General features: G+C 72.5%; 17 protein-coding genes. 6 read left to right on the top strand and 11 right to left on the bottom strand.

Translation table 11 applies throughout. The features are described 5' to 3' along the window. Nucleotides 1-34: 34 nt before the first annotated feature. Nucleotides 35-2,107 (top strand): PQQ-dependent sugar dehydrogenase, encoded by a 2,073-nt coding sequence (locus HNR22_RS07220; protein WP_179779671.1) that lies wholly within the window; start codon nucleotides 35-37, stop codon nucleotides 2,105-2,107. A 75-nt stretch (nucleotides 2,108-2,182) separates the two neighbouring features. Here the strand turns inward: HNR22_RS07220 and helR are convergent, their stop codons facing one another. The 4 genes from helR to HNR22_RS07200 form a co-directional block, all read right to left on the bottom strand. After that, nucleotides 2,183-4,312, bottom strand: a complete 2,130-nt coding sequence (gene helR / locus HNR22_RS07215; protein WP_343059715.1) for an RNA polymerase recycling motor ATPase HelR — start codon at nucleotides 4,310-4,312, stop codon at nucleotides 2,183-2,185. A 153-nt stretch (nucleotides 4,313-4,465) separates the two neighbouring features. Next, on the bottom strand, nucleotides 4,466-4,846 hold the full coding sequence (locus tag HNR22_RS07210) for a YccF domain-containing protein (RefSeq protein ID WP_179783446.1): 381 nt from the start codon (nucleotides 4,844-4,846) through the stop codon (nucleotides 4,466-4,468). A 73-nt stretch (nucleotides 4,847-4,919) separates the two neighbouring features. Further along, nucleotides 4,920-5,516 (bottom strand): STAS domain-containing protein, encoded by a 597-nt coding sequence (locus tag HNR22_RS07205; RefSeq protein WP_179779669.1) that lies wholly within the window; start codon nucleotides 5,514-5,516, stop codon nucleotides 4,920-4,922. Beyond that, the gene (locus HNR22_RS07200) at nucleotides 5,513-5,881 is read right to left on the bottom strand and encodes an STAS domain-containing protein (RefSeq protein ID WP_179779668.1); all 369 of its coding nucleotides are present in this window, start codon (nucleotides 5,879-5,881) and stop codon (nucleotides 5,513-5,515) included. Before HNR22_RS07200 ends, HNR22_RS07205 begins: the two co-directional genes overlap by 4 nt. 151 nt (nucleotides 5,882-6,032) lie before the next feature. Here HNR22_RS07200 and HNR22_RS07195 point away from each other — a divergent pair, with 151 nt between their 5' ends. From HNR22_RS07195 to HNR22_RS07180, 4 genes are all read left to right on the top strand, one after another. Further along, a complete protein-coding gene (locus HNR22_RS07195) occupies nucleotides 6,033-6,722 on the top strand; it encodes a response regulator transcription factor (RefSeq protein WP_179779667.1) in 690 nt (229 codons plus the stop codon). Beyond that, entirely contained in the window at nucleotides 6,719-8,074 is a 1,356-nt protein-coding gene (locus tag HNR22_RS07190; protein ID WP_179779666.1) for a sensor histidine kinase, read from the top strand. Before HNR22_RS07195 ends, HNR22_RS07190 begins: the two co-directional genes overlap by 4 nt. Continuing rightward, nucleotides 8,071-8,634: a GerMN domain-containing protein gene (locus tag HNR22_RS07185; RefSeq protein WP_179779665.1), complete on the top strand. Its 564-nt coding sequence runs from the start codon at nucleotides 8,071-8,073 to the stop codon at nucleotides 8,632-8,634. The genes HNR22_RS07190 and HNR22_RS07185 overlap by 4 nt, the downstream gene beginning before the upstream one ends. Nucleotides 8,635-8,757: 123 nt before the next feature. Beyond that, on the top strand, nucleotides 8,758-9,354 hold the full coding sequence (locus tag HNR22_RS07180) for a hypothetical protein (RefSeq protein ID WP_179779664.1): 597 nt from the start codon (nucleotides 8,758-8,760) through the stop codon (nucleotides 9,352-9,354). A 57-nt stretch (nucleotides 9,355-9,411) separates the two neighbouring features. Here HNR22_RS07180 and HNR22_RS07175 read toward each other — a convergent pair whose 3' ends face one another. The 7 genes from HNR22_RS07175 to HNR22_RS07145 all read right to left on the bottom strand — a co-directional run bounded on the left by HNR22_RS07175 (nucleotide 9,412) and on the right by HNR22_RS07145 (nucleotide 18,849). After that, nucleotides 9,412-11,328: a glycerophosphodiester phosphodiesterase gene (locus HNR22_RS07175; RefSeq protein ID WP_179779663.1), complete on the bottom strand. Its 1,917-nt coding sequence runs from the start codon at nucleotides 11,326-11,328 to the stop codon at nucleotides 9,412-9,414. 100 nt (nucleotides 11,329-11,428) lie between these two features. After that, nucleotides 11,429-12,169, bottom strand: a complete 741-nt coding sequence (locus tag HNR22_RS07170) for a cellulose binding domain-containing protein (RefSeq protein ID WP_179779662.1) — start codon at nucleotides 12,167-12,169, stop codon at nucleotides 11,429-11,431. Between the two features lie 74 nt (nucleotides 12,170-12,243). Beyond that, nucleotides 12,244-12,624 (bottom strand): DUF742 domain-containing protein, encoded by a 381-nt coding sequence (locus tag HNR22_RS07165; RefSeq protein ID WP_179779661.1) that lies wholly within the window; start codon nucleotides 12,622-12,624, stop codon nucleotides 12,244-12,246. Then, the gene (locus HNR22_RS07160; RefSeq protein ID WP_179779660.1) at nucleotides 12,602-13,051 is read right to left on the bottom strand and encodes a roadblock/LC7 domain-containing protein; all 450 of its coding nucleotides are present in this window, start codon (nucleotides 13,049-13,051) and stop codon (nucleotides 12,602-12,604) included. The genes HNR22_RS07165 and HNR22_RS07160 overlap by 23 nt, the downstream gene beginning before the upstream one ends. Next, nucleotides 13,048-14,970 carry a nitrate- and nitrite sensing domain-containing protein gene (locus tag HNR22_RS07155; RefSeq protein ID WP_179779659.1) on the bottom strand — a complete coding sequence of 641 codons (1,923 nt, stop codon included), beginning with the start codon at nucleotides 14,968-14,970 and terminating at the stop codon, nucleotides 13,048-13,050. The genes HNR22_RS07160 and HNR22_RS07155 overlap by 4 nt, the downstream gene beginning before the upstream one ends. 43 nt (nucleotides 14,971-15,013) lie before the next feature. Then, nucleotides 15,014-17,578, bottom strand: a complete 2,565-nt coding sequence (locus HNR22_RS07150; protein ID WP_218906223.1) for a helix-turn-helix transcriptional regulator — start codon at nucleotides 17,576-17,578, stop codon at nucleotides 15,014-15,016. Between the two features lie 5 nt (nucleotides 17,579-17,583). After that, on the bottom strand, nucleotides 17,584-18,849 hold the full coding sequence (locus HNR22_RS07145) for an Hsp70 family protein (protein ID WP_179779658.1): 1,266 nt from the start codon (nucleotides 18,847-18,849) through the stop codon (nucleotides 17,584-17,586). Between the two features lie 298 nt (nucleotides 18,850-19,147). On the opposite strand from HNR22_RS07145, the gene HNR22_RS07140 reads away from it, so the two are divergent. Next, nucleotides 19,148-20,032 (top strand): IniB N-terminal domain-containing protein, encoded by an 885-nt coding sequence (locus HNR22_RS07140; protein ID WP_179779657.1) that lies wholly within the window; start codon nucleotides 19,148-19,150, stop codon nucleotides 20,030-20,032. Nucleotides 20,033-20,055 lie beyond the last annotated feature (23 nt).

Below are 20,055 nucleotides of genomic sequence, written 5' to 3'. Positions count from 1 at the left end.
GTGGCCCGGTCGAGGCCCTGACCCTGGAGGACGGATGCGAGTCATCGCGCGAACCAAACCACGACGGCGGCTGTTGCCGGCGGTGATGGCGGCGGTGACACTGCTGACCGTGGCCGTCGGCGTGCCGGCCGCCGCAGCGGCACCGTCGACAGTGGTCGGCGTGGCCAGCGGCCGGTGCCTGGACGTGGTCGGCAACGTGCGGACCGCCGGCACCGGCATCAACATCTACGACTGCAACGGTCAGGCCAACCAGGCGTGGAGCCTCACCTCGGCCGGTGAGCTGCGGGTCTACGACGAGACGATGTGTCTCGACGTGGTCGGCCAGGACACCACCGCGCCGGCCGCACTGCAGATCAACGGCTGCAACGGCGGTGCCAACCAGCGTTGGCGGATCAACACCAACGGGACCATCGTCGGCGTCCAGTCCGGTCTGTGCCTGGACGTGACCGGCGCGGGCACCGCCAACAGCACCACTGTCGGCCTCTGGACCTGCAACGGGCAGACCAACCAACGGTGGACGACTGCCCTGGGCAGCAGCGACAGCCAGCCGCCCACGGCACCGGGCAGCCCGCGGGTGAGTGGCCTGACCTGCAACTCGGTGACCTTCGCGTGGAACGCCTCGACGGACAACGTCGCTGTCGCCTTCTACGACGTCTACCACGACGGCCAGCTGATGACGTCGGTGAGCGGCACGACGCTGTCCACCACCCTCACGGTGGTCGCCGGCGCGACCTGGGGCCTGTACGTCAACGCCCGCGACGCCGCCGGCAACGTGTCCCAGGCGAGCACCACGGTCTCGATCACACCGCCGCCCTGCCAGGCGGACACCCAGCCGCCGACCGCGCCACAACAGCTCACCGGCACCGCGTCGGGCACCACCGTGACACTGCGCTGGACCGCGTCGACCGACAACATCGGGGTCCGGGCGTACGACATCCACCGCGCCGGAGTGAAGGTCGGCACGGTCACCGGCGCGCCGCCGGCGACCACGTTCACCGACAGTGGGCTGGCCGCGAACACCGCGTACCAGTACTACGTGGTGGCGCGTGACGCTCAGAACAACGCCTCCTCGCGCAGCGCCACGACGACCGTGACGACCGGCGCGGCGTGCGGCAACCCGGTCTGCGGGGTGCGCCAGGTCACCACCGACACCGACATCCCGTGGGGCCTGGTGACGCTGCCGGACGGCAACGTGCTCTACAACCGCCGCGACGCGCACGACATCATCCAGCTCAACCCCACCACCGGCGCCAAGACCAACCTGGGCACGGTGCCGAACGTGCAGAGCACCGACGGTGAGGGCGGCCTGCTCGGGCTCGCCATCTCGGCCAGCTACAGCAGCGACCGCTGGTTGTACATCATGCACACCTCGCCCAGCGACAACCGGATCGTGCGGATCAGGTTGGAGGACGGGCGACTCAACACGGCCAGCGAGCAGGTGCTGGTCAGCGGCATCCGGCGCAACAAGTACCACGACGGTGGCCGCCTGCGGTTCGGCCCGGACGGCAAGTTGTACGCCAGCACGGGCGACGCGCAGAACGGCAATTACGCGCAGGACCGGGCGGCCCTCGAAGGCAAGATCCTGCGGCTCAACCCGGACGGCACCGTTCCCTCCGACAACCCGTTCGGCAACTACGTGTGGAGCTACGGCCACCGCAACCCGCAGGGGTTGGCGTTCGACTCGCAGGGCCGGCTGTGGGAGCAGGAGTTCGGCAACTCGGTCATGGATGAGACCAACCTGATCACCCGGGGTGGCAACTACGGCTGGCCGGCGTGCGAGGGCACCAGCGGCACGTGCGGCACCGCCGGGTTCATCGCGCCGGCGCGCACCTATCCCACAGCCGAAGGGTCGTGCTCGGGCATCACGATCGTGCGGGACGCGCTCTACGTGGCCTGCGCGCGTGGTGCCCGAATGTACCGCGCGGTGATCAGCGGCAGCAGTCTGACGAACGTGCAGACGTACTTCAGCGGCACCTACGGTCGGTTGCGGACGGTGGAGCCGGCTCCCGACGGAGGGCTCTGGCTGACCACCACCAACACCGGTGACAAGGACAGCACCCCGAACAACAGCAACGAGCGGATCCTGCACGTCACGCTCGGCAACTAGCAGGACCGCAGCGGAACAGCGAACGGCGTCTCCGCGGGGCCACCCACGTGGTGGCCCCACGGAGACAGCTCGCCGTCAGGGACTCGTCAGGATCACGAGTTGCTGGGTCGCCCGGGTCATCGCGACGTAGCGGTCGACCGCCCCCTCGATACCCGTGCCGAACGCCTCCGGGTCGACCAGGACGACCAGGTCGAACTCGAGACCCTTGGCCTGCTCCGGGCTCAGCGACCGGACGCGGGACGTCGGTGGGAACGTCGGATCGCCGATCACGCAGGCGGTCCCGTCGGCGTGCTGGGCGAGCCAGGCGTCGAGGATCGCGCCCAGCTCGGCGGCCGATCCGTGGACGACGGGCAGCCCGTTGCTGCGGATGGAGGTCGGCACGTTGGCGTCCGGGAGCACGGCCCGGATGACCGGCTCGGCCTCCGCCATGACCTCCTCCGGGGTCCGGTAGTTGATGCTCAGGGTGGCCAGCGTGATCCGGTCGAGCCCGATCCGCTCCAGGCGTTCCTGCCACGACTCGGTGAACCCGTGTCGGGCCTGGGCGCGGTCCCCCACGATGGTGAAACTGTGCGACGGGCAGCGGGCCAGCAGCATCTGCCACTCGGCGTCGGTCAGCTCCTGGGCCTCGTCCACGACGATGTGGGCGAACGGGCCCGCCAGCAGATCCGGGTCGGCGGCGGGCAGCGCGGACTCGTCGGCCAGTGCGTCGCGCAGGTCCGGCTGGTGCAGCATCGTCAGCAGGCCTTCACCGTCGTCGTAGGCGTCGGCCGCGAGCAGTTCGTCGACGACCCGGGCCCGGTGCTCGCGTTCGGCGGCGGCGGCGGGGTCGTGCCGATGCGGACGCTCCGACGCGTCACCGAGGCGCCGCCGTGCCGCGTCCAGGAGCGGCAGATCGGACACGGTCCAGGCCCGGGCGTCGTCGCGCTGCAGCTTCCGGACGTCCGCCGGGCTGAGCCAGGGCGCACACGTACGCAGGTACGCGGGCACCGACCACAGGTCTCCCACGATGTCGGCGGCGTCGAGCAGGGGCCAGGCGCGGTTGACTGTCGCGCGCAGCTCCCTGTTGCGCAGCAGCGACCTGCGGACCACGTCGTCCGGCTCGTCGCCGTCGTACCTGTCCACGAGGATCGTGAGCAACTCCTCCCAGATCTCGTCTCGCGCCTCGTTGTGCGGGGTGCCCGGCCCGGGAGCCTGGAACGCGTCGGCCCAGTCGTCGGCACTCAGCCAGATGTCGGCCTCGTCGGTCGTGACCGTCATCGGTTTGACCGGTGGGTCCTCGTAGAACCTGACCGCCGCGTCGATCGCACCGACCAGCTCCGCGGAGGACTTCAACCGGGCCACGTCCGGGTCGGGTTCGACGGTCGCGGTGGCGCCCTCGCCGACGAGGTCCCGCAGGGTGCAGGTCTGCACGTCCTCCTCGCCGAGGCTGGGCAGGACGTCGGCGACGTAGGCCAGGTAGGGCTGGTGCGGCCCGACGAAGAGCACGCCACCCCGGCGCTGACCCAGGCGAGGGTCGGAGTAGAGCAGGTAGGCGGTGCGGTGCAGCGCGACGACGGTCTTCCCGGTGCCCGGACCGCCGTCCACGACGAGCGCCCCGGCCGATCCCGCGCGGATGATGGCGTCCTGGTCGGCCTGGATGGTGCTGAGCACGTCCCGCATCCGGGTCGATCGGGCGCTGCCAAGGCTGGCGATGAACGCGGACTGGTCGTCGAGCGCGACGGCGTGCCCCACGAACCCGTCCGGGGTGAAGACCTCGTCCCAGTAGTCGCTGATCCGGCCGCGCGTCCACCGGTACCGGCGACGGCTCGACAGACCCATCGGGTTGGCGTGGGTCGCGCCGAAGAACGGCTCGGCGGCGGGCGAGCGCCAGTCGAGCAGCAGCCGTCGACCCTCGCTGTCGGTGAGGCCGCGACGTCCGACGTACACGGGCTCGGGGTTGTCCGCGCCGACCACGTGGCCGAGACACAGGTCCAGGCCGTAGCGACTCAGCGCACGCAGGCGGCCGGTCAGCCGACGGATCTCCTCGTCCCGGTCCATCGCCTGGCGGCCCTTGCCGCCGGGCGCCCTGCGCTCGGCGGCAAGGCGCTCGGACAGCTCGGCGTTCAGCTGATCAAGGCTCTCCGCCATCGTTGCGAAGTGCTGTTCGTCGCGGCCGATCAGCGCCGGGTCGGTCTTGGGGGAGAGGTGATCGGGGAGATCGAACACGGAGGTGGGTAAGGAATTCAAATGGGGACTTCCAATTCGGCAGATTCTGGCCTCGGCCGACGATTTTGCGGCACGAACCGGGTCTTGCCGCAAGCCCCCCAGTGCGCTATATGTTAGAAGTGGCAGGGGGCCAGGTGTCCCCATTTTCCAAGCTCAGGGCGTGTCCACGATTTCGCGGCCGAGAGGCCAGAACGCCGCCGGCACGAGCTTGAAGTTGGCAATGCCGAACGGAATCCCGATGATCGTCACGCAGAGGGCGATCCCGGCGACGATGTGGGACAGCGCGAGCCACCAGCCCGCCAGCACCAGCCACAGGATGTTCGCCAGACCGGAGGCGACGCCCGCGCCGGGCTTGGGCACCAGGGTGCGGCCGAAGGGCCACAGCGAATAGACGGCGAGGCGGAGCGACGCGACCCCGAACGGGATCGTCACGACCAGGACGAAGCAGATCAGTGCGGCGACGCCGTACCCGACCGCAAGCACGATGCCACCGCCGAAGATGAGCCACAGCACGTTCAGTACGAAACGAATCACCACTCCAGCATGAGCGATGCTCGCCACCGGGCCACCCGGCTCCTCCGCTCTCCTCGCCGGAGCATCTGCGCGGTCAGCCGGCCACATGCTGGCGTCGCGTGGCGTCGTCGGACAACTGGCCGACGGCGTCGTCGAGGCTCTCGAAGGTCGGGAACGCTCCGTCCAGGCGCATGGTGTGCAGGACGGTGCGGATGAATCGCGACGGCGCGGCGAGGCAGAGCGTCACCCCGCGTTCCCGCGCGTCGCGGTGGGCGCGGACGAGAAGACCGAGCCCGGTCGAGTCGATGATGTGCACACGGCTCAGGTCGACGACCACGTGCCCACCCACCTCGGCCACGTGCCGCAGCGCCGTGCGCAGCGTGTCGCCGGTGTCGAGGTCGATGTCGCCCGTGGCGGCGATGACGGTGACGTCGTCGAGGTGGTCGATGCCGAGGATGCCTCCGGGACCGTGGTCGTCGCACGAGCCGGGCCCGCTGCGCGGGGGTGGCAGCAGGCTGCAGTGCGGGCAGCGGTGCGGCCCGGTGGCGAACGGAGAGCCACTCCAGCCGTGCTCGGCCACCAGGGTCCAGACGACCTCGGCGTCGGGTAGCACGCACGCGGTGCCGCGGATCGTCTCGCCACAGGTGTCACAGATCAGGGTCATCAGGTACTCGTCCGGGACGACGGTCATGCTGGGGTCCTTCCTACGCCCTGGCCTGGCGCGGTCCGCGTCGCCCGGCCCGGATCGGTGACGATCGACAGGACCTGGTCGAGGCGGGCGATGCGCAGGATGCGGCGGACCCGAGGGTTCGGGTTGCGCACGGTGAGGACCGCGTCGGCGCGCGCCAGCCTCCGGTGCAGGTCGAGGAGCAGGCCGATCGCGGCGGCGTCGAGGTGTCGGCAGTCGGCGAGGTCGAGCACGACCTGCGCGGGGCGCAGGGTCAGCAGCCGATCGAACATCGCACCGACCTCCGGTAGGCAGGCCAGGTCGAGTTCGGTGACGCGCACCTCGACCAGCGGCAGTGTGTACCGCGTCGGCATCACCGGCGTTGTCATGGCCGTGCCCCTCTCCGTCAGCCCTCGCTCCACCACCACCGTTACGGGCTGGGTTGGCGATAGCTGCAAGGCTCTGTGACAGTTGTGTGACAAAACCGCAAGCTGGGCAGCACGGTTGGCCGCTCGCCGGGCTGCCGAGGATGATTCCGGCATGACGGCCGTACTGGTGATCGAGGACGACGACCGCATCCGGCTCGCGCTGCTGCTCGCACTGGAGGACGAGGGCTACGACGCCCTCGGCGCCGCTACCGCGGAGGAGGGCCTGCGCGCCCAGCGTCACCACCCGGCCGACTACGTGCTCGTCGACCTGATGCTTCCCGGCCTCGACGGCTTCGAGTGCATCCGACAACTGCGCCGCGACGACGACACACCGATCGTGGTCGTCAGCGCCCGGGACGGGACCGACGACATCGTGGCCGCTCTCGAAGCCGGCGCCGACGACTACGTCGTCAAACCCGTGGCGATCAGGGAGCTGACCGCCCGACTGCGAGCCCTGCGTCGGCGCGCCCGACCGCTGGCGGCGGCGTCGACACCGGATCCGGTGCCGGCGGTGGCCTTCGGGGAGTTGGAGATCAGTCCGGAGGCGGGGGAGGTGCGCCGCGCCGGCCAGCAGGTCACCGTCACCCGCACCGAGTTCCGCCTGCTCTGCGAGCTGGCCGAGCACGCCGGCCGGGTGCTGTCCCGTCAGCAGCTGCTGCAACGGGTCTGGGGGTACGACAGCGGCGACGAACGGCTGGTCGACGTGCACGTCGGCCGCCTGCGGCAGAAGATCGAGCCGGACCCGGCGAACCCCCGGCACCTGGTGACCCTTCGGGGTCTGGGCTACAAGCTGCAACGATGAGACGCCTCGGACTGCGTACCCGGGTGGCCGCCGCGTTCGCCGTCGGCGCGCTCCTGCTCTCCGCGTCGATGGCCCTGGTCTCCTACGAACTGACCCGTCGATCCCTGCTCGACGACCGGGAACGCATCGCGCTGCGCGCCGCCTACTTCGACGCCGCGGTGGTGCACGCCGGGCTCGACACGGACAGTCCGGACGTGGTGGGGGTGCTCCGGTCGCTGGACACCGGCGGGAGCCGGCGGCCGGTGCTGCACCTCAACGGCGAGTGGTACGCGCGCACCGCGGATCCGGGCACCACCGCCGCCATCCCCGCCGAGTTGCGTCGGATCGTCGCCGCCGGGGAGCCGGCGGTGCAGCGCGTACGCGTCGCCGGGCAACCCGCCCTGGTGGTGGGGGTGCCGCTGTCCGCGTCGGCGGCATATTTCGAGGTCAACTCGATGCGCGAGTTGGAGCAGACGTTCCAGGTCCTGGCGCTGGCGTTGACCACCGTCGCGGTGCTGGTCGCAGGGTCCGGTGCCGCGCTCGGGTGGTACGCCACCCGACACGGACTACGGCCGCTGACGGCGGTCGCCGACGCCGCCCAGAAGATCGCCGCCGGTGACTTCACCGCCCGGCTGGACCCGGCCACCGACCCCGACCTGACCCGCCTCTCCTCCTCGTTCAACCAGATGGTCGACCAGCTCGCCCGCCGCATCGAACGGGACCGGCGCTTCGCCGCCGACGTCAGCCACGAACTGCGCTCACCGTTGCAGACCCTCGCCGCGGCGGCCAGCGTCCTGGCCCGTCGCCGGGAACACCAGGACGACCGAACGGCGACTGCCGCCGGGCTCGTCGCCGACGAGATCGACCGTTTTCAGCGACTGGTCAACGACCTGATCGACCTGGCCCGCAGCGACCAGCCCGCACACCGTGCCCCGGTGGACGTGGTGGAATTGGCCGAAGAGGCCTGCCACGCGTACGACCTGCCGGTCAGCCTCGTCCACCTGGCACCGGGCGTCCCCCCGACCTGGCACGTCGAGCGGCGGCGGATCGCCCAGGTCCTGGCGAACCTGCTCGACAACGCCGTGACCTACGGCGCCGGCCCCGCAGCCGTCCGCCTCCGCCGCGACGGTGACACCGGCGTCATCGAGGTCGACGACGATGGCCCGGGTGTGCCCGTGGAGGATCGTGAGGCGATCTTCGACCGTTTCGTCCGGGGCCGAGCGGCCCACACCCGTGGCGCAGGTGACGGCACCGGGCTCGGGCTCGCGCTGGTGGCCCAGCACGCCGCAGCGCACGAGGGGCACGCCACCGTCGTCGACCGCCCCGGGGGCGGCGCACGCTTCCGGGTCGCGCTTCCGGGCAGCCTGCCGTGAACCGACGCCGTCTCGCCCCGTTGGCGCTCGTCCTGCTGTTGACCGGTTGCGGCATCCCCACCGACGACGGCCCCCGAACGGTGCAACCACCGCGCGGGCCGTTCCACAGCTCCGTTCCCGCCGACGCCACAGCACCGGCCGGCCACGTCGTCGAGACCCTCTGCCTCGTACGCGACAACTGGATCATCCCCGTGGTCCGGCGCGTCGACAGTGTGCCGAGCATGGCCGACCAACTGCGGCATCTGCTCGCCGGACCCACCGGGGAGGAACGTGACAGCGACCTGACCAGCGCGCTGCCGGGAGCGGTCAACGCCGCTGGTGTGACGGTGACCGGCACGCAGGCTCTCGTCGCGGTGGACGCGCCCGCCGTCGATGCCGGCCGCAGCGACGAGGTCCTCGCCTTCGGGCAGATCGTCTGCACCCTGACCAGCCGCGACGACGTCACCACTGTGGCCTTCCTGCGCGACGGCAGACCCCTCGGTGTGCCCCGGGCCGACGGTTCGCTGTCCGCCGACCCGCTCACCCGCGTCGCCTACGCCCCACTGATCAAGGAGCAGTGAGCCCGTTCAGACCGCTGGTGGCACCGAGGGTCTGCTCAGTGGAAGACCTGAGACGAAGTCCAGGGCCGGGCAGGGGAGCTTCCCGGAGGTGAGGTGGGTGTCGGCGGCCAGATGATGGCTGGCATGAAACGCGCTGCGCTCTTCGTGATCGCCGGACCGGTCGGTATCGCGGCCTACGGCCTCGTACGCCTGTGGGGTAGATCCGACGAGGTGTACGGCCCCGGGCTCGACTGGCAGGCCGCGCATCTCGTCGGCCTCGCGGGCATGGTGTGCTTCGTCCCGGCCGTGCTCGCCCTGGCCGGCCTGCTACCCCGCAGCCCATGGCGTACCGGGGTGGTGGCCCTGACCATGGTCGGGCTGGCCGCCACCATGGTGCAGTTCGGCGCCGACATCGTCGAAGGACTCCTGGCCGCGGACCGGGCGGAGATGTCGGCCCTCGGCGCGGACTTCAAGGACATCCCCGGTGTCGAGGTGGCCTTCTACGACGTCGTACCCCAGTTCTTCTTCCTCGGCCTGGTCGTGCTCGCCGGCATGCTGGTGGCCAGACGGCGGCTGCCGTGGTGGAGCGTTCCGCTGCTGGTCGTCGGCATCGTCGCGCCGGCGGTCACGCTCAACCTGCTCCCCGTCGGCGGCCTGTGCATGCTGGCGGCGTTAGTGCCGGCGCTGCCGGCCCTGAGGCAGCAGGGTGAGCGGGCCGAGCCGCCGGTGGCCGTGCGCTGAGACACGGTGGTCCCCGCCGTCGCAGTTCGACGGCGGGGACCGGTCGTGCGGCGTGGGCTATTTCAGGGCGAGGGTGCGGGCGTCGGCGGCGATCACGCTGGCGACCTCGGCCGGCACCAGCTTGCCGGCTTGCCGGTCGGCGTAGCTGGCCAGTTGGGCGTACTGCGCGTGGATCAGCTTGGTGGTCATCGCCGTGACGGCGTTCGGGTCGGCCCCGGAGGTGAGGAGCAGGTAGCCGAGGCCGGCCTGGCTCACCGTCACGGTGAAGGTGCTGGTCGCCGTGGCGGTGCCCTCGGGCCCGGTCACCTCGGTCGAGATGGTGTGGCGGCCCGCGGTCAGCGTGGTCAGGTCGAGCTTGCGCCCGGCGGCCGACTTCTTGCCGTCCAGCGTGACGGTGACGGTGTCCGCGTTGGTCGCGGCGACCGCGATCACCGGGGACTGCGCCCGGTCGAGTCGAGCCCCGTCGGTCGGCGAGGTGATGTCCACGGTCGGGTCGGCGGAGGCGCGCTGGAGAAACGCCGAGTTCCAGCCGACCAGCTCGGACGCGCGGTTGGTGATGATCGCGTCGGTGCCGATCCGTTCCAACCGTTGCCACAGGCCGGCCGAGTCCATCGTCCAGGCCATCACGGCGACCCCGGCGGCGTGCAGCGAGGCGACGACCTCCGGCTTGGCCAGCAGCGCGTTGCCGTCCGGGTTGTACGCGGTCAGGTGCAGCTCCCTGGCCAGCGCCACCGGGTCGGCGTCGAGGGTGCTGCGGAGCAGGCCGAGCGGCAGCTCGGGGGCGAGTTCGTGCGTGTAGCGCAGGGCGTCGACCTCGAAGCTCTGAATGAAGACCCGGCCCATCATCTGCTCGTTCCGGATCACCTGGATGATCGTGGCGACCTCGTCGCGGGTGTGCTTGCCCTTGATCTCCACGAGCAGGTTGCCGCCCCGGGTCCGCAGGTCGGCGAGCTGCTCGGCGAGGGTGGGAACCCGCTCACCGACGTAGTGCGGGCCGAACCAGGAGCCGGCGTCGAGCGCCTTGATCTGCGCCGCGGTCAGGTCCCGGATGTTGCCGGTGCCGTCGGTGGTCCGGTCGACGGTGCCGTCGTGCAGGATGAACGGGATGCCGTCCTTGCTCGGCTGGACGTCGTTCTCGATCCAGTCGGCACCACCCCGACGCGCGATCTCCTGAGCGACGAGGGTGTTCTCCGGTGCGGCGGCGGACGCGCCCCGGTGGGCGATCACGGTGAACGGGCTTCCCTTGGGCCGGAGGTAGCCGTTCGGTGCCAGCTCGGTCACGGTCACGTCGTCGTACGACACTGTCGCGCCGTTGACGAAGAGCCCCTGCACGCCGTTGGCGGAGCGCTGGAGGCTGTTCGTCCGCATCGCCTCCCGCCCGTCGAAGATCCAGCGGGCCTGGTTGCCGTGCACCTCGACGGCGACCCGCACGTCCCGGCCGGTGCCGGCCGCGTACGGGGCGGAGGCGGTGTTCGTCACGACCCAGGCGTTGGCCGGGGTGCGCTGGGCGAACTCGAGACCGTTGGCGGCGGTGGTGCCGCTGCGCATGGTGGCGATCCACCACGGGGTGGCGCCGTCGGCGGGAACGTCGATGCCGAGTGAGGCCCAGCGGGTGGCGGCGGAGACTGTCTCGAAGCGCATGGTCGCCTCAAGGCGGAAGTCGTTCAGGTGCCGACCGAAAGTGATCTTGTTGTTGTCGCTGGAGCTGGCTGAGGTTCCGTACAGTCGGCCGTTCTCGACCTTCCAGGTGCCGTCGACCGCGTTCCAACCGGCGGGCAGCGACGCGGACGAGAAGCTCTCCGAGACGACGACGCTGCCCGGGCCGGCGGCGGCGGGCGTCGAGGTCGCGACGGTGACCGCGACGGCGGCGCCGGTGACGGCGATGGCGGCGACGGTGGCGGTGGCCCGGGTACGCAGGGCGCCGAGCCTCGACCCGGTGCGGTCGAGTGACGGTGATGCGGGGTGGACAGTCATGCCCGGAACGGTACGAAGCGCCACCGAATTCATGATCAATCAAGCATGGCTGGCGCCGGAACGCTGGGTGTACCGCACTCGACCCGCTGACTCGACCTGGTCAGTGCTGCACTCCGGTGCAGGCGGCCCCGTCGATGGCGCAGGCCTCGGGGGCGGCCCCCGCCGGTGAACCGTTGACCCGGAACGTCACCCGGACCGAGGCGCTGCCGGGCACCTGACCGGCGCTTCCGTCCGGCACGAACGTCCACACCGCACCGTCCCGGCTGACCCGCGCGCCCTCGACCGCGCTGACCCGCAGCGACTCGCGGGGCAGGGTGACGGTCAGCGTCCACTGCGGCACCGGCACCGACCCGGGATTGCTGATCGTCACGGCCGCACCGTAACTGAGCAGGGCGTTGTCCGCGATGGCGAAGTCGGCGTTCAGGGCGGCCGGTGCGGGCGAGGCCGTCGTACCGGTCGGTGTGGGCCGGGTCGACGCGCCGGCGGTCGGTGGGACGGCGGTGGCCGATGCGGTCGGTGGTGGCGCGGGCGCCGCAGGGCTGCTGACCGCCGGCCGTGCCTGCGCCCGGGGAGTGCCGGTCGGTGGAGTGTCCACCTGCTCGGCGGACGGTGGCGCGTCGAGGGTCACCGGCGTCAGCTTCTCCGGCGTACGCAGCAACCCGATGACGGAGACGACCGTCGCGACCAGCACCCCGAATGCCGCGATCACGGCCACCCAGGTGGCCCGCGAGACGTCGTCCCGTCCGGTGAGCACCCGCCGCGCGGTCGTGCCGAAGGCCACGATCCGGTCCAGCAGGATGATCGCCACGGTACGGCGTGGCTGGGGTGGTGTTGCCGGCACTGCCTGTCTCCCCTTCAGTTCGTCGCCGGATGCGCGCCCGCGATCCGTGTGGGTCGCGGATGGCATCTGCCCTGTCACAGGGCGCGGAGCCCGACGAGTATCGCCTTGAGCAGATCCTCGGTCGGCACCTCCGACAGCATCGGCGGGTCATGCGTCTCGATCAGCCCGGCCGTGAGCAGGTCACCGAGCAGCACCCGGACCGTCCCCAGTGGAAGGTCCAGCTCGGCACCGACCTCGGCCACCGACACTGGATCGTGGCACAGCTCGACGATCCGCGCCTGTTCGGGAAAGAGCGGTGTGGGCGGCGTGACCCCCCGGCGAGCGACGACCAGTGAGATCAGGTCGAACTGGTCGCCCGTGGGCGCGGTGCGCCCCCCGGTCATCGTGTACGGCCGGGCCACCGGGCCCGCGTCGTCGTCGTACCACGCCTCGTCAGCGCTGCCGGTGCTGCGCACCAGGATCCCCGATCGTCGCCGAGGAGGCGGGTCCCAGACGGATCGGCAGGTGCCGCTCGGCCTGCCCGACGAAGAGCGCCACCTCGTACGCCATGTCGCCGACCTTGACGTCGTCACCGGCGATCCGCACGGTGAGGATGGTGCCGTTCGGGATCGTGGCGACGAACAGGAACGCTCGCGCCATCTGCACCACGACCTGACGCAGACCGCCCCCTTCGCAGATCCGGGTGGCTGCCAGCCCCAACGCGATCAGACCGGCGACCACGCCGGAGAGCTGCTCGGCCAGCTCGCCCTTGACCTGTTGGGAGCCGCCGAGGGGCAGCCCGTCGGGGGAGAGCACCACGGCGAACTCCGCGCCGTGCACTCGGTCGACCAGGCGGTCCAGGGCGCCGGTCAGGTCGTCGTCGGTGACCACTGCGGACGTCATGGGTGTCTCCTTGTTGCTCTAGCGACCGGAAACTCGACGGTGTCGAGGCTGGTCCTGCCGGGTTCCGGGCCGGTCGGCCCGGTGTGGCGTGTCCGCGTCGGCAGCTCGCCGTCGCCGTTCGGGGCGGAGGGGTCGGCGGTGTCGCGGGCCGGCGGGTAGGGGGTGCCGGGCGGCGCGGTGGTCGACCCACGGCCGGTGTCGTTCGACGTGACCAGCCCGGCCGGGAGGAGCACTGTGGCGGCCGTCCCACCGCGCCGGCTGGGGCGCAACGAGACCTGTGCGCCGCATCGGCCGGCCAGCACGGCCGCCGCGTACAGACCTGCGGAACCCGGGGGTGGGCCGTCCGGTGGCGGGTTGCCGAGCAGGTGGTTCGCCTCGGCCAGCGCGGACGCGTCCAGACCCGGCCCGTCGTCGACGACCAGGACCGCGCAACCCTGCGGTCGGTGCTCGCCGCTGACCCGTACGGTGGTGTCCGCCGCGGAGAAGGCGAGGGCGTTCTCGATCAGCTCCGACAGGAGGTGGACGACGTCCGTGACGGCGTTGCCCGCGAGCGACCAGGGCCAGTGCGGCGCGATCAGGACCCGGTGGTAGTCCGGCACCTCGGCCACGGCACCGCGCGCCACGTCGAGCAGTGGCACGGGCCGCCGCCAGCGGCGGGCGGGCCTCGCGCCGGCGAGGGTGATCAGCTTCTCCACGTTGCGTCGGATCCGGGTGGTGAGGTGGTCGAGCTGGAACAGCTCGCTGGTCTCCTCGGCGGACCGCTCCCGGCGTTGCATCCCGTCCAACAGGCCGAGCTGATCGCGCAGCAGGACCTGGTTGCGTCGGGTGAGCCGCAGGAACAATTCCTGGTTGGCGCCGTCGGGTGTCGCCGTGGCATCACCGGCCGGAGCCGGGGCGTCGTCGTCCGAACTGGTCCGGTCCTCGGTCAGGCGTCGGACGGTGCTCACCCAACCCAGCAGGAGCACGAGCACGACGATGAGGCCGAGCCCCACCACGGCGCCGGTACGCGCGACGACCACCGCGGCACCTGGCGCGGCCCGCTCGGCACTGCTGCGGGCGGTGGTCGTCACCAGCGTCTGCAGTGCGCCCAGGGCGGTGTCCGCCGCGGCCCGCCAGGCCTGGACGGTGATCCCGGTCAGCGCCGTGTCGGCCGCGAGCAGCCGGGCCTCCAGGGCGAGCAGGCCCGCGAAGTCGGGGCCGGTCAGGAGGCGCTGGTGCGCACTCCGGCCGTCCACGGGCAGCCCGGCCTCCGCCTCGGTACGCGCGTACCGCTGGCCGCCGACGAGTTCGGTCAGCCGGCTCCGCTCGTCGGCACCGAGCCGCTCGCCGGTCAGGGCCGCGCTGACCAGGGTGTCCTCCCGGGCGAGCAGCTCCCGGGCGCGGGCCAGCGCGATCACCGCCCGGGTGTCGGCGGCCAGAGCGCTCTCGTACGCGCCCCACTCCGGGCCGTACACCCGGAAGGCGACATCGACGACCTGGTCGTACGCGTCGACGGCCTCGGCCAGGTCGAGACTCCCGGCGTCCACCCGGGACCGGATCGTGCCCAGGCCGTCGAGCCGGCGGACCAGCTCGCCGGCCCGGTCGCGGACGTCACCGGCGCTGAGCAGCCGAAGGTCACGGCCCTCGGTGAACGCGCGGACCTCGGCGGCGGCCCGGTCGGTGCCCGCGCGTGCCGCGACCAGCGGGGGCGCCGTCGGCGCGGCTGCGGCGACCCGCTCGGCCGTGAGCCGACGCTCGGCCTGCAGGCCCAGGATCAGCCGGTCGACGGGCTGGCCCAGGGTGTCCGCCAGGGCCCGCACGCGCAGCAGGTCGGCCGCGTCCTGGCTGGCCACGTAGGCCGCGTAGGACCAGAGCGAGACGAGGACGGCGCACAGCACGACCAGCCTGACCCGGATCAGTCGTACCTCGTCGCGCGTCACGGTCGGCCCCGCCCGGTGCGGACGCTTCCGCGGCGTGGGTGCCTCATCGGGTCGCCCGCTGTGGCCACGGCTGTCCGGCCGTGTCGCTGGCCCGGTCGGCGACGATGGTGCGCAGCAGGGCCAGCAGCTCGGTGCGGTTGGCGCAGTTGAGCCGGTTGCGCATCCGCGCCACGTGGTGTTCCACCGTCTTCGCCGAGATGAAGAGCCGGTCGCCGATCTCCCGGTAGGTCAGCCCGGCCAGCACCAGCTCGGCGACCTCGTACTCGCGGTCGCTGAGCCCCTGCTGGGTGGGGCCGGCCGCGCGCGCCGTGCTCGCGCCGGTCGTCGGTGTCTGCCCGCCGTGGCCGCCGGGTGGCCGTCCCTGGAGTGCGCGGGCGCACTCCAGCAGGGTGGTCATCGCCCGCCGGTCCGCGGTACGGATCGCGGCCTGACCGGCGAGGCGAGCACCGTCCCAGCACAGCCCGGTGTCGTGCAGCCCCCGGGCGGCGGCCTCCACCCGGGTCGGGTCGACGACGCCTCGCAGCACCTCGACCCAGCTCTCCGCGGCGGCGGCGACCACGGCGGCGTACCGGCTGTGGCCGGCGGCGGCGAGCAGCGCGGCGACATGCTCGTCGGCGACCGCCGGCTCGGCGGTCAGGATGGCGGCGTGCAGCCCGCTCCAGTGCAGTGGGACGCTCCACAGTGGTGGGTCGCCGAGTCGGCCCAGCAGGGCGCGTCCCTGGAGCAGGTACGGCTCCAGGCGGGCCAGGTCACCGAGCCGTGCGCCCGCGATGGCCAGCTCACCCAGGGGCAACAACGTGAACAGGTCGACGGGGTGCCGGACCACCGCCTCCAGCGCCTGCCCCCACCCGCGCTTGAGCGCGCCGAGGTCGCTGTTGCGCCGGCTGACGCCCATCCGGATCGCGGCGGCGAACAGCAGGTCGCGCGACTCCAACGGCCGCCCGTCGAGGGTCACCGTGGCGAGGCGTTCGGTCGCGGCGTGCGTCTCGCCCCGGACCATCAGGATCCAGGCCTGCAACAGCCGGTGGCGACGAGCCATCAGGGGGCCGCCGACACCGGCGGTCAGGGCCCGGTGCAGCACCTGTTCGGCGATCTCCAGCTCGCCGCAGTGCACAGCCGTCAGCGCGGCGAGCGCCGCCGGGCTGTCCGGTAGGAGTGCCGCGCGTCCGTCCGGCTCCAGCAGCGCGGCGGCCTGCACGAGCGCGGAGAGCGCGGCGGTGGGTGAGCCGGTCACGCTGTCGCGGACGCCGGCGGCCATCAGCCGGGCGGCGCTGGCGTGCAGGGTCGGGGGTTCGCCGCCGGGATCACCGGCCGGCGGCTCGGCGGCGGCGCTCAGGTCGCCGGTGGCGAGCCCGCCGACGGTGGCGAACGCCAGCGCCGATGCGGTGCCCGACCACCGGTACAGCTCCACGCTGCGGCCGACGTGCCCACGGTGCGCCAGGGCGGTCGCGGCCACGACGGCCGCCTCGCGGCGATCGGGGGGAGTGGCCGTGGACAGCAGTCGGTCCGCCAGCCGCAGGGCGTCGTCGAGGTGGCCGGCCAGTGCGGCGGCGAGCGCCTGCTCGGCGCTGGCTGGCCGTCCGGCCGCCGTGGCGGCCGCGAACAGGTCGGCGGCGAACGCGGGCTCGTCGGCCAGAGCCTCGTTCGCCGCCGCTGCCAGGGTCGGGACCGGGCAGTCGCCGAGCGCGCCGACCGCGAGCAGGGACCGGACCAACGGCAGCACCGCGCCACCCCTGGCCAGCTGCAACTCGGTGAGCCGACGCCAGACCGCCGTCCGCTCGGTGGTGGGGCTCAGCGTCGTGACGGCCCGCCGGACGATCGGTGCGAGCCGGCCGTCGGCGCCGAGCAGCCCGGCCGCCCTGGTCGTGGCGATCAGGTCGTCCACCGCCGCCGGCTCCCGGCCCAGGAGGGCGCCGAGCATGCTCACCGGCAGCGCCGCGCCCGCCGCGACGGCGAGCAGCAGCCGTCGTACCGCGTCGGGTTGGACGTCCAGGTCCGGCCCGAACTCGCCGACGACGGACCGGGGTGGGTCGACCACCGCGCCGGTCGGGGTCTCCGCGGCGGCCAGGCCGCGGGCCAGCCGTTCGACATCCCGGGGTACGCCGCAGGTCTGCGTGTGGACGAAGTCGACCAGGTCGTCGCGGCGGCCCAGCTCGGATGTGGAGGCGAGGTAGGCGGCGGTCTGCTCCCGGGTGAACGGCGTGAGGAGCAGGGCCTGCCCGTCGCGTCGGAGCGCGTCGACCAGCTCGCTGAGCGCCGCCGACCGGGGCCACGGGCGGTGGGCGACCACCAGTCGGTGCCGACGGGTGGCGACCAGACCCAGCAGCACCTCGATCCGTGCGTCGTCGAGCAGGTGCGCGTCGTCGACCAGCACCAGCGTGTCGGCGTCGACCGGTTCGCCCGGCTCCGGGGCGGTCGTGCGCACGGTGATCCCGGCCCGTTGATGGATCCGCGCCAGCTCCGCGAGCAGCGTGGTCTTCCCGTGACCGCCCGGGCCGGCGATGCCGACGCTGAGCGGGCCGGTCGGGTCCTGTCCGACAGTGTCCAGCAGGACCTGCGGTCCCCGGTCCAGCGTCAGCCCGGTCTCGGCGATGTCATTCATGATCATTGGGGTCATCCTTCGCGTCCCCGGCTGCGGGCCAAGGCCAGGCGGGACGGTTTCGGCAGGTCCAGTGGGAGGACCCGGACCGGGGGCCGCGGTGGCGGGTCCCCCGGGACGGTGGTGTCGTGGTGGGGCCGGCGTGTGGCCGGGACGGAGGCCCGACCGGCACCGCCGACCGGGGATGGATCGCGGGCCGGTGGCTGTCGGCGGGAGCGCGGCGACACCACCTGGCAGGCGGCCATCGCCGCACCGGTGGCGGCGGTCAACTGGGAGTCCGGTTCCACCTCGACGGGGACCGGGAGGGCCGCGCTGATCAGTTCGGTGACGAGTGGCACGCGGGTCGAGCCGCCCGCCAGCAGGACACCGTCGAGCTGCTCCGGCGTCAGGTTGGCGCTGCGCACGGCCCGCAGCAGCAGGTCGATGGTGACCTGCACCGTCGGGCGGATCATGTCCTCGAACTGGACCCGGGTCACCGGTATCCGCGCGGGGCCTCCCGGCAGGGCCAGCACCACGTCGGCCGTCAGGTCGACGGTCAGCACCCGCTTGACCCGGTCACACTCCGCGCGCAGCCCGCGCAGCGCGGCCTGGGTGCCGCGGCGTGCGCTGGTGGCCAGCTCCCGGGCCAGCGTGGTACGGGTGTGCTCGGCCAGTGCCTCGTCGAAGTCGGCCCCGCCGATCGGGTCCAGACCCTGGGGGGTGCCGAACGTCTCGTAGGTGCCGCGCGGGGTGCGGCGCACGAGAGCCGCCTCGAAGCTGTTGCCCCCCAGGGCGTAGACGACCGCGGTGCTGCCCGCGAACCCGCGGGCCGCGTGGCTCTCGGCGACCGTGACCGTGCGCGGAAGCAACGTCACGTTGCGCAGGCCGAAGCCGGACAGGGCCCGGTGCAGCACCTCGCGTCGGTAGGGGCGCCACCCCGCCGGGTGGCTGAGCACGATCGCCTCTGCCGGGCCGCCCTCCAGGGCGTGGACCCTCTCCACCACCCACGCCGCCAGTTCGGCGGTGAGCGTCTGCGGCGCGCACGTTTCGCCGCCGAGCAGCAGGGGTACGTCGTCGCCGATCCGGTGCACGAAGTCGCGTGTGGTGCGGCTGCCGTCGTCGGTGGCGGGCTCGCCGACGTGCAGCGAGCCGTCCTCCGACAGGCACAGCACCGACGGCACGAGAGTGGAGCCGACCTGCAACGGGACCGGCTCGGGGCGGGTCCAGGTCGTGCCGTGCGACCGTGCGACCGCGGCGGCGGTGTTGGTGCTTCCGATGTCGATCCCCAGGACGTACGGCATCGTCTCTTCTCCCCCCGTGAGTTGGCCGGCCGGTGGCGATGGCGTCGGTGCTGCCGACGACCCACCCCCGGCGAACCCCGCGGGCTCCTACGTTCGTACCAGAGATCAAGCCCTGGTCGGGACCCTAATCTCGCCGGGTCGGTTTCCCCCTGTCCCCCTAACGTACGAGCCGGCGGAGCCCCTAGTTCAACCGGCCCGGATCCGGGCTGAGCCCCGATGCCCGGGGGTGCGCCCGGCAATAGCGTCGTCACTGTCGATACGACACCCGCCGACGGCCAGATCCGAGGAGAACCAGCACATGGACTCGCACCAGACCCTTCACGACTTCGTGCTCGACCTGCTGACGAACCCCGACGCGCGGTCGGCCTTCGACCTCGACCCCGAGGGTGCGCTGCGGGCCGCGGGGCTCACCGACATCACCGCGACGGACGTGCAGGACGTGGTGCCGCTGGTGGTCGACTACGCGCCGGGGCAGGGCCTCACGTCGCTGGTGCCGGCCGTCGAGCAGCTCGGGTTCGACCCGCTGCTCACCGACACCACCGACGTGGTGGGTCAGTTGCAGAGCGTGGCACAGCAGATCAGCGTCACGAGTTCTCCCACCGGCGTGGACGTCAAGGCCGGCGTGCTCGGCGCCATCGCGGTCGACCCGTCGGCCGCCGCCGCCGGGATCACCGTGCTGCCGGGGATCGGCCTGGGCGTCGGTCCGAGCGGGCTGGACAGCGACCTGGCCGGTGTCTCCGACGTGGCGCACACCCTCGACGCCGACGTGGTGCAGCCGGTGGACGCCATCGCGGACCCGGTTCTGGGGAACGTCACCGGCGTGGCCGGCGACCCGGGCGGTCTGCTCGGTGCCACCGACCCGGGTCTGCTCGGCGGTGACCTGACCGGAGGTGTCCTCTCCGGCACCCACGGTCAGCTCAACGGTGTCGTGGGTTCCCTCGGTGTCGACGACACCCTGGGTGGGCTGGGCCTCGGTCACGCCGGTGGCGCCGTCGGCGGCGTCGTCCCGCCGCTGGACGTGCCGTCCACTGTGGGCGGTGTGACGCACCAGGTGGACAGCCTCCTGCCCGGCGTCACCGGCACGGTCGGCGATGTGACCGGCGGCGCCACCGATGGTGTGCTGGGCGACTCGCACGCCTCGCCGGACCACGGCCTGCTGGGTATCACCGGCGGCCTGCTCTGACAGGGATCTCCGGTAGGAGCGGG

It is taken from the genome of Micromonospora jinlongensis, assembly GCF_013410645.1.
Lineage (GTDB): Bacteria > Actinomycetota > Actinomycetes > Mycobacteriales > Micromonosporaceae > Micromonospora > Micromonospora zamorensis.
The sequence above is the reverse complement of the archived record's forward strand: the minus strand, read 5'-3'. Positions and strand labels throughout refer to the sequence as shown.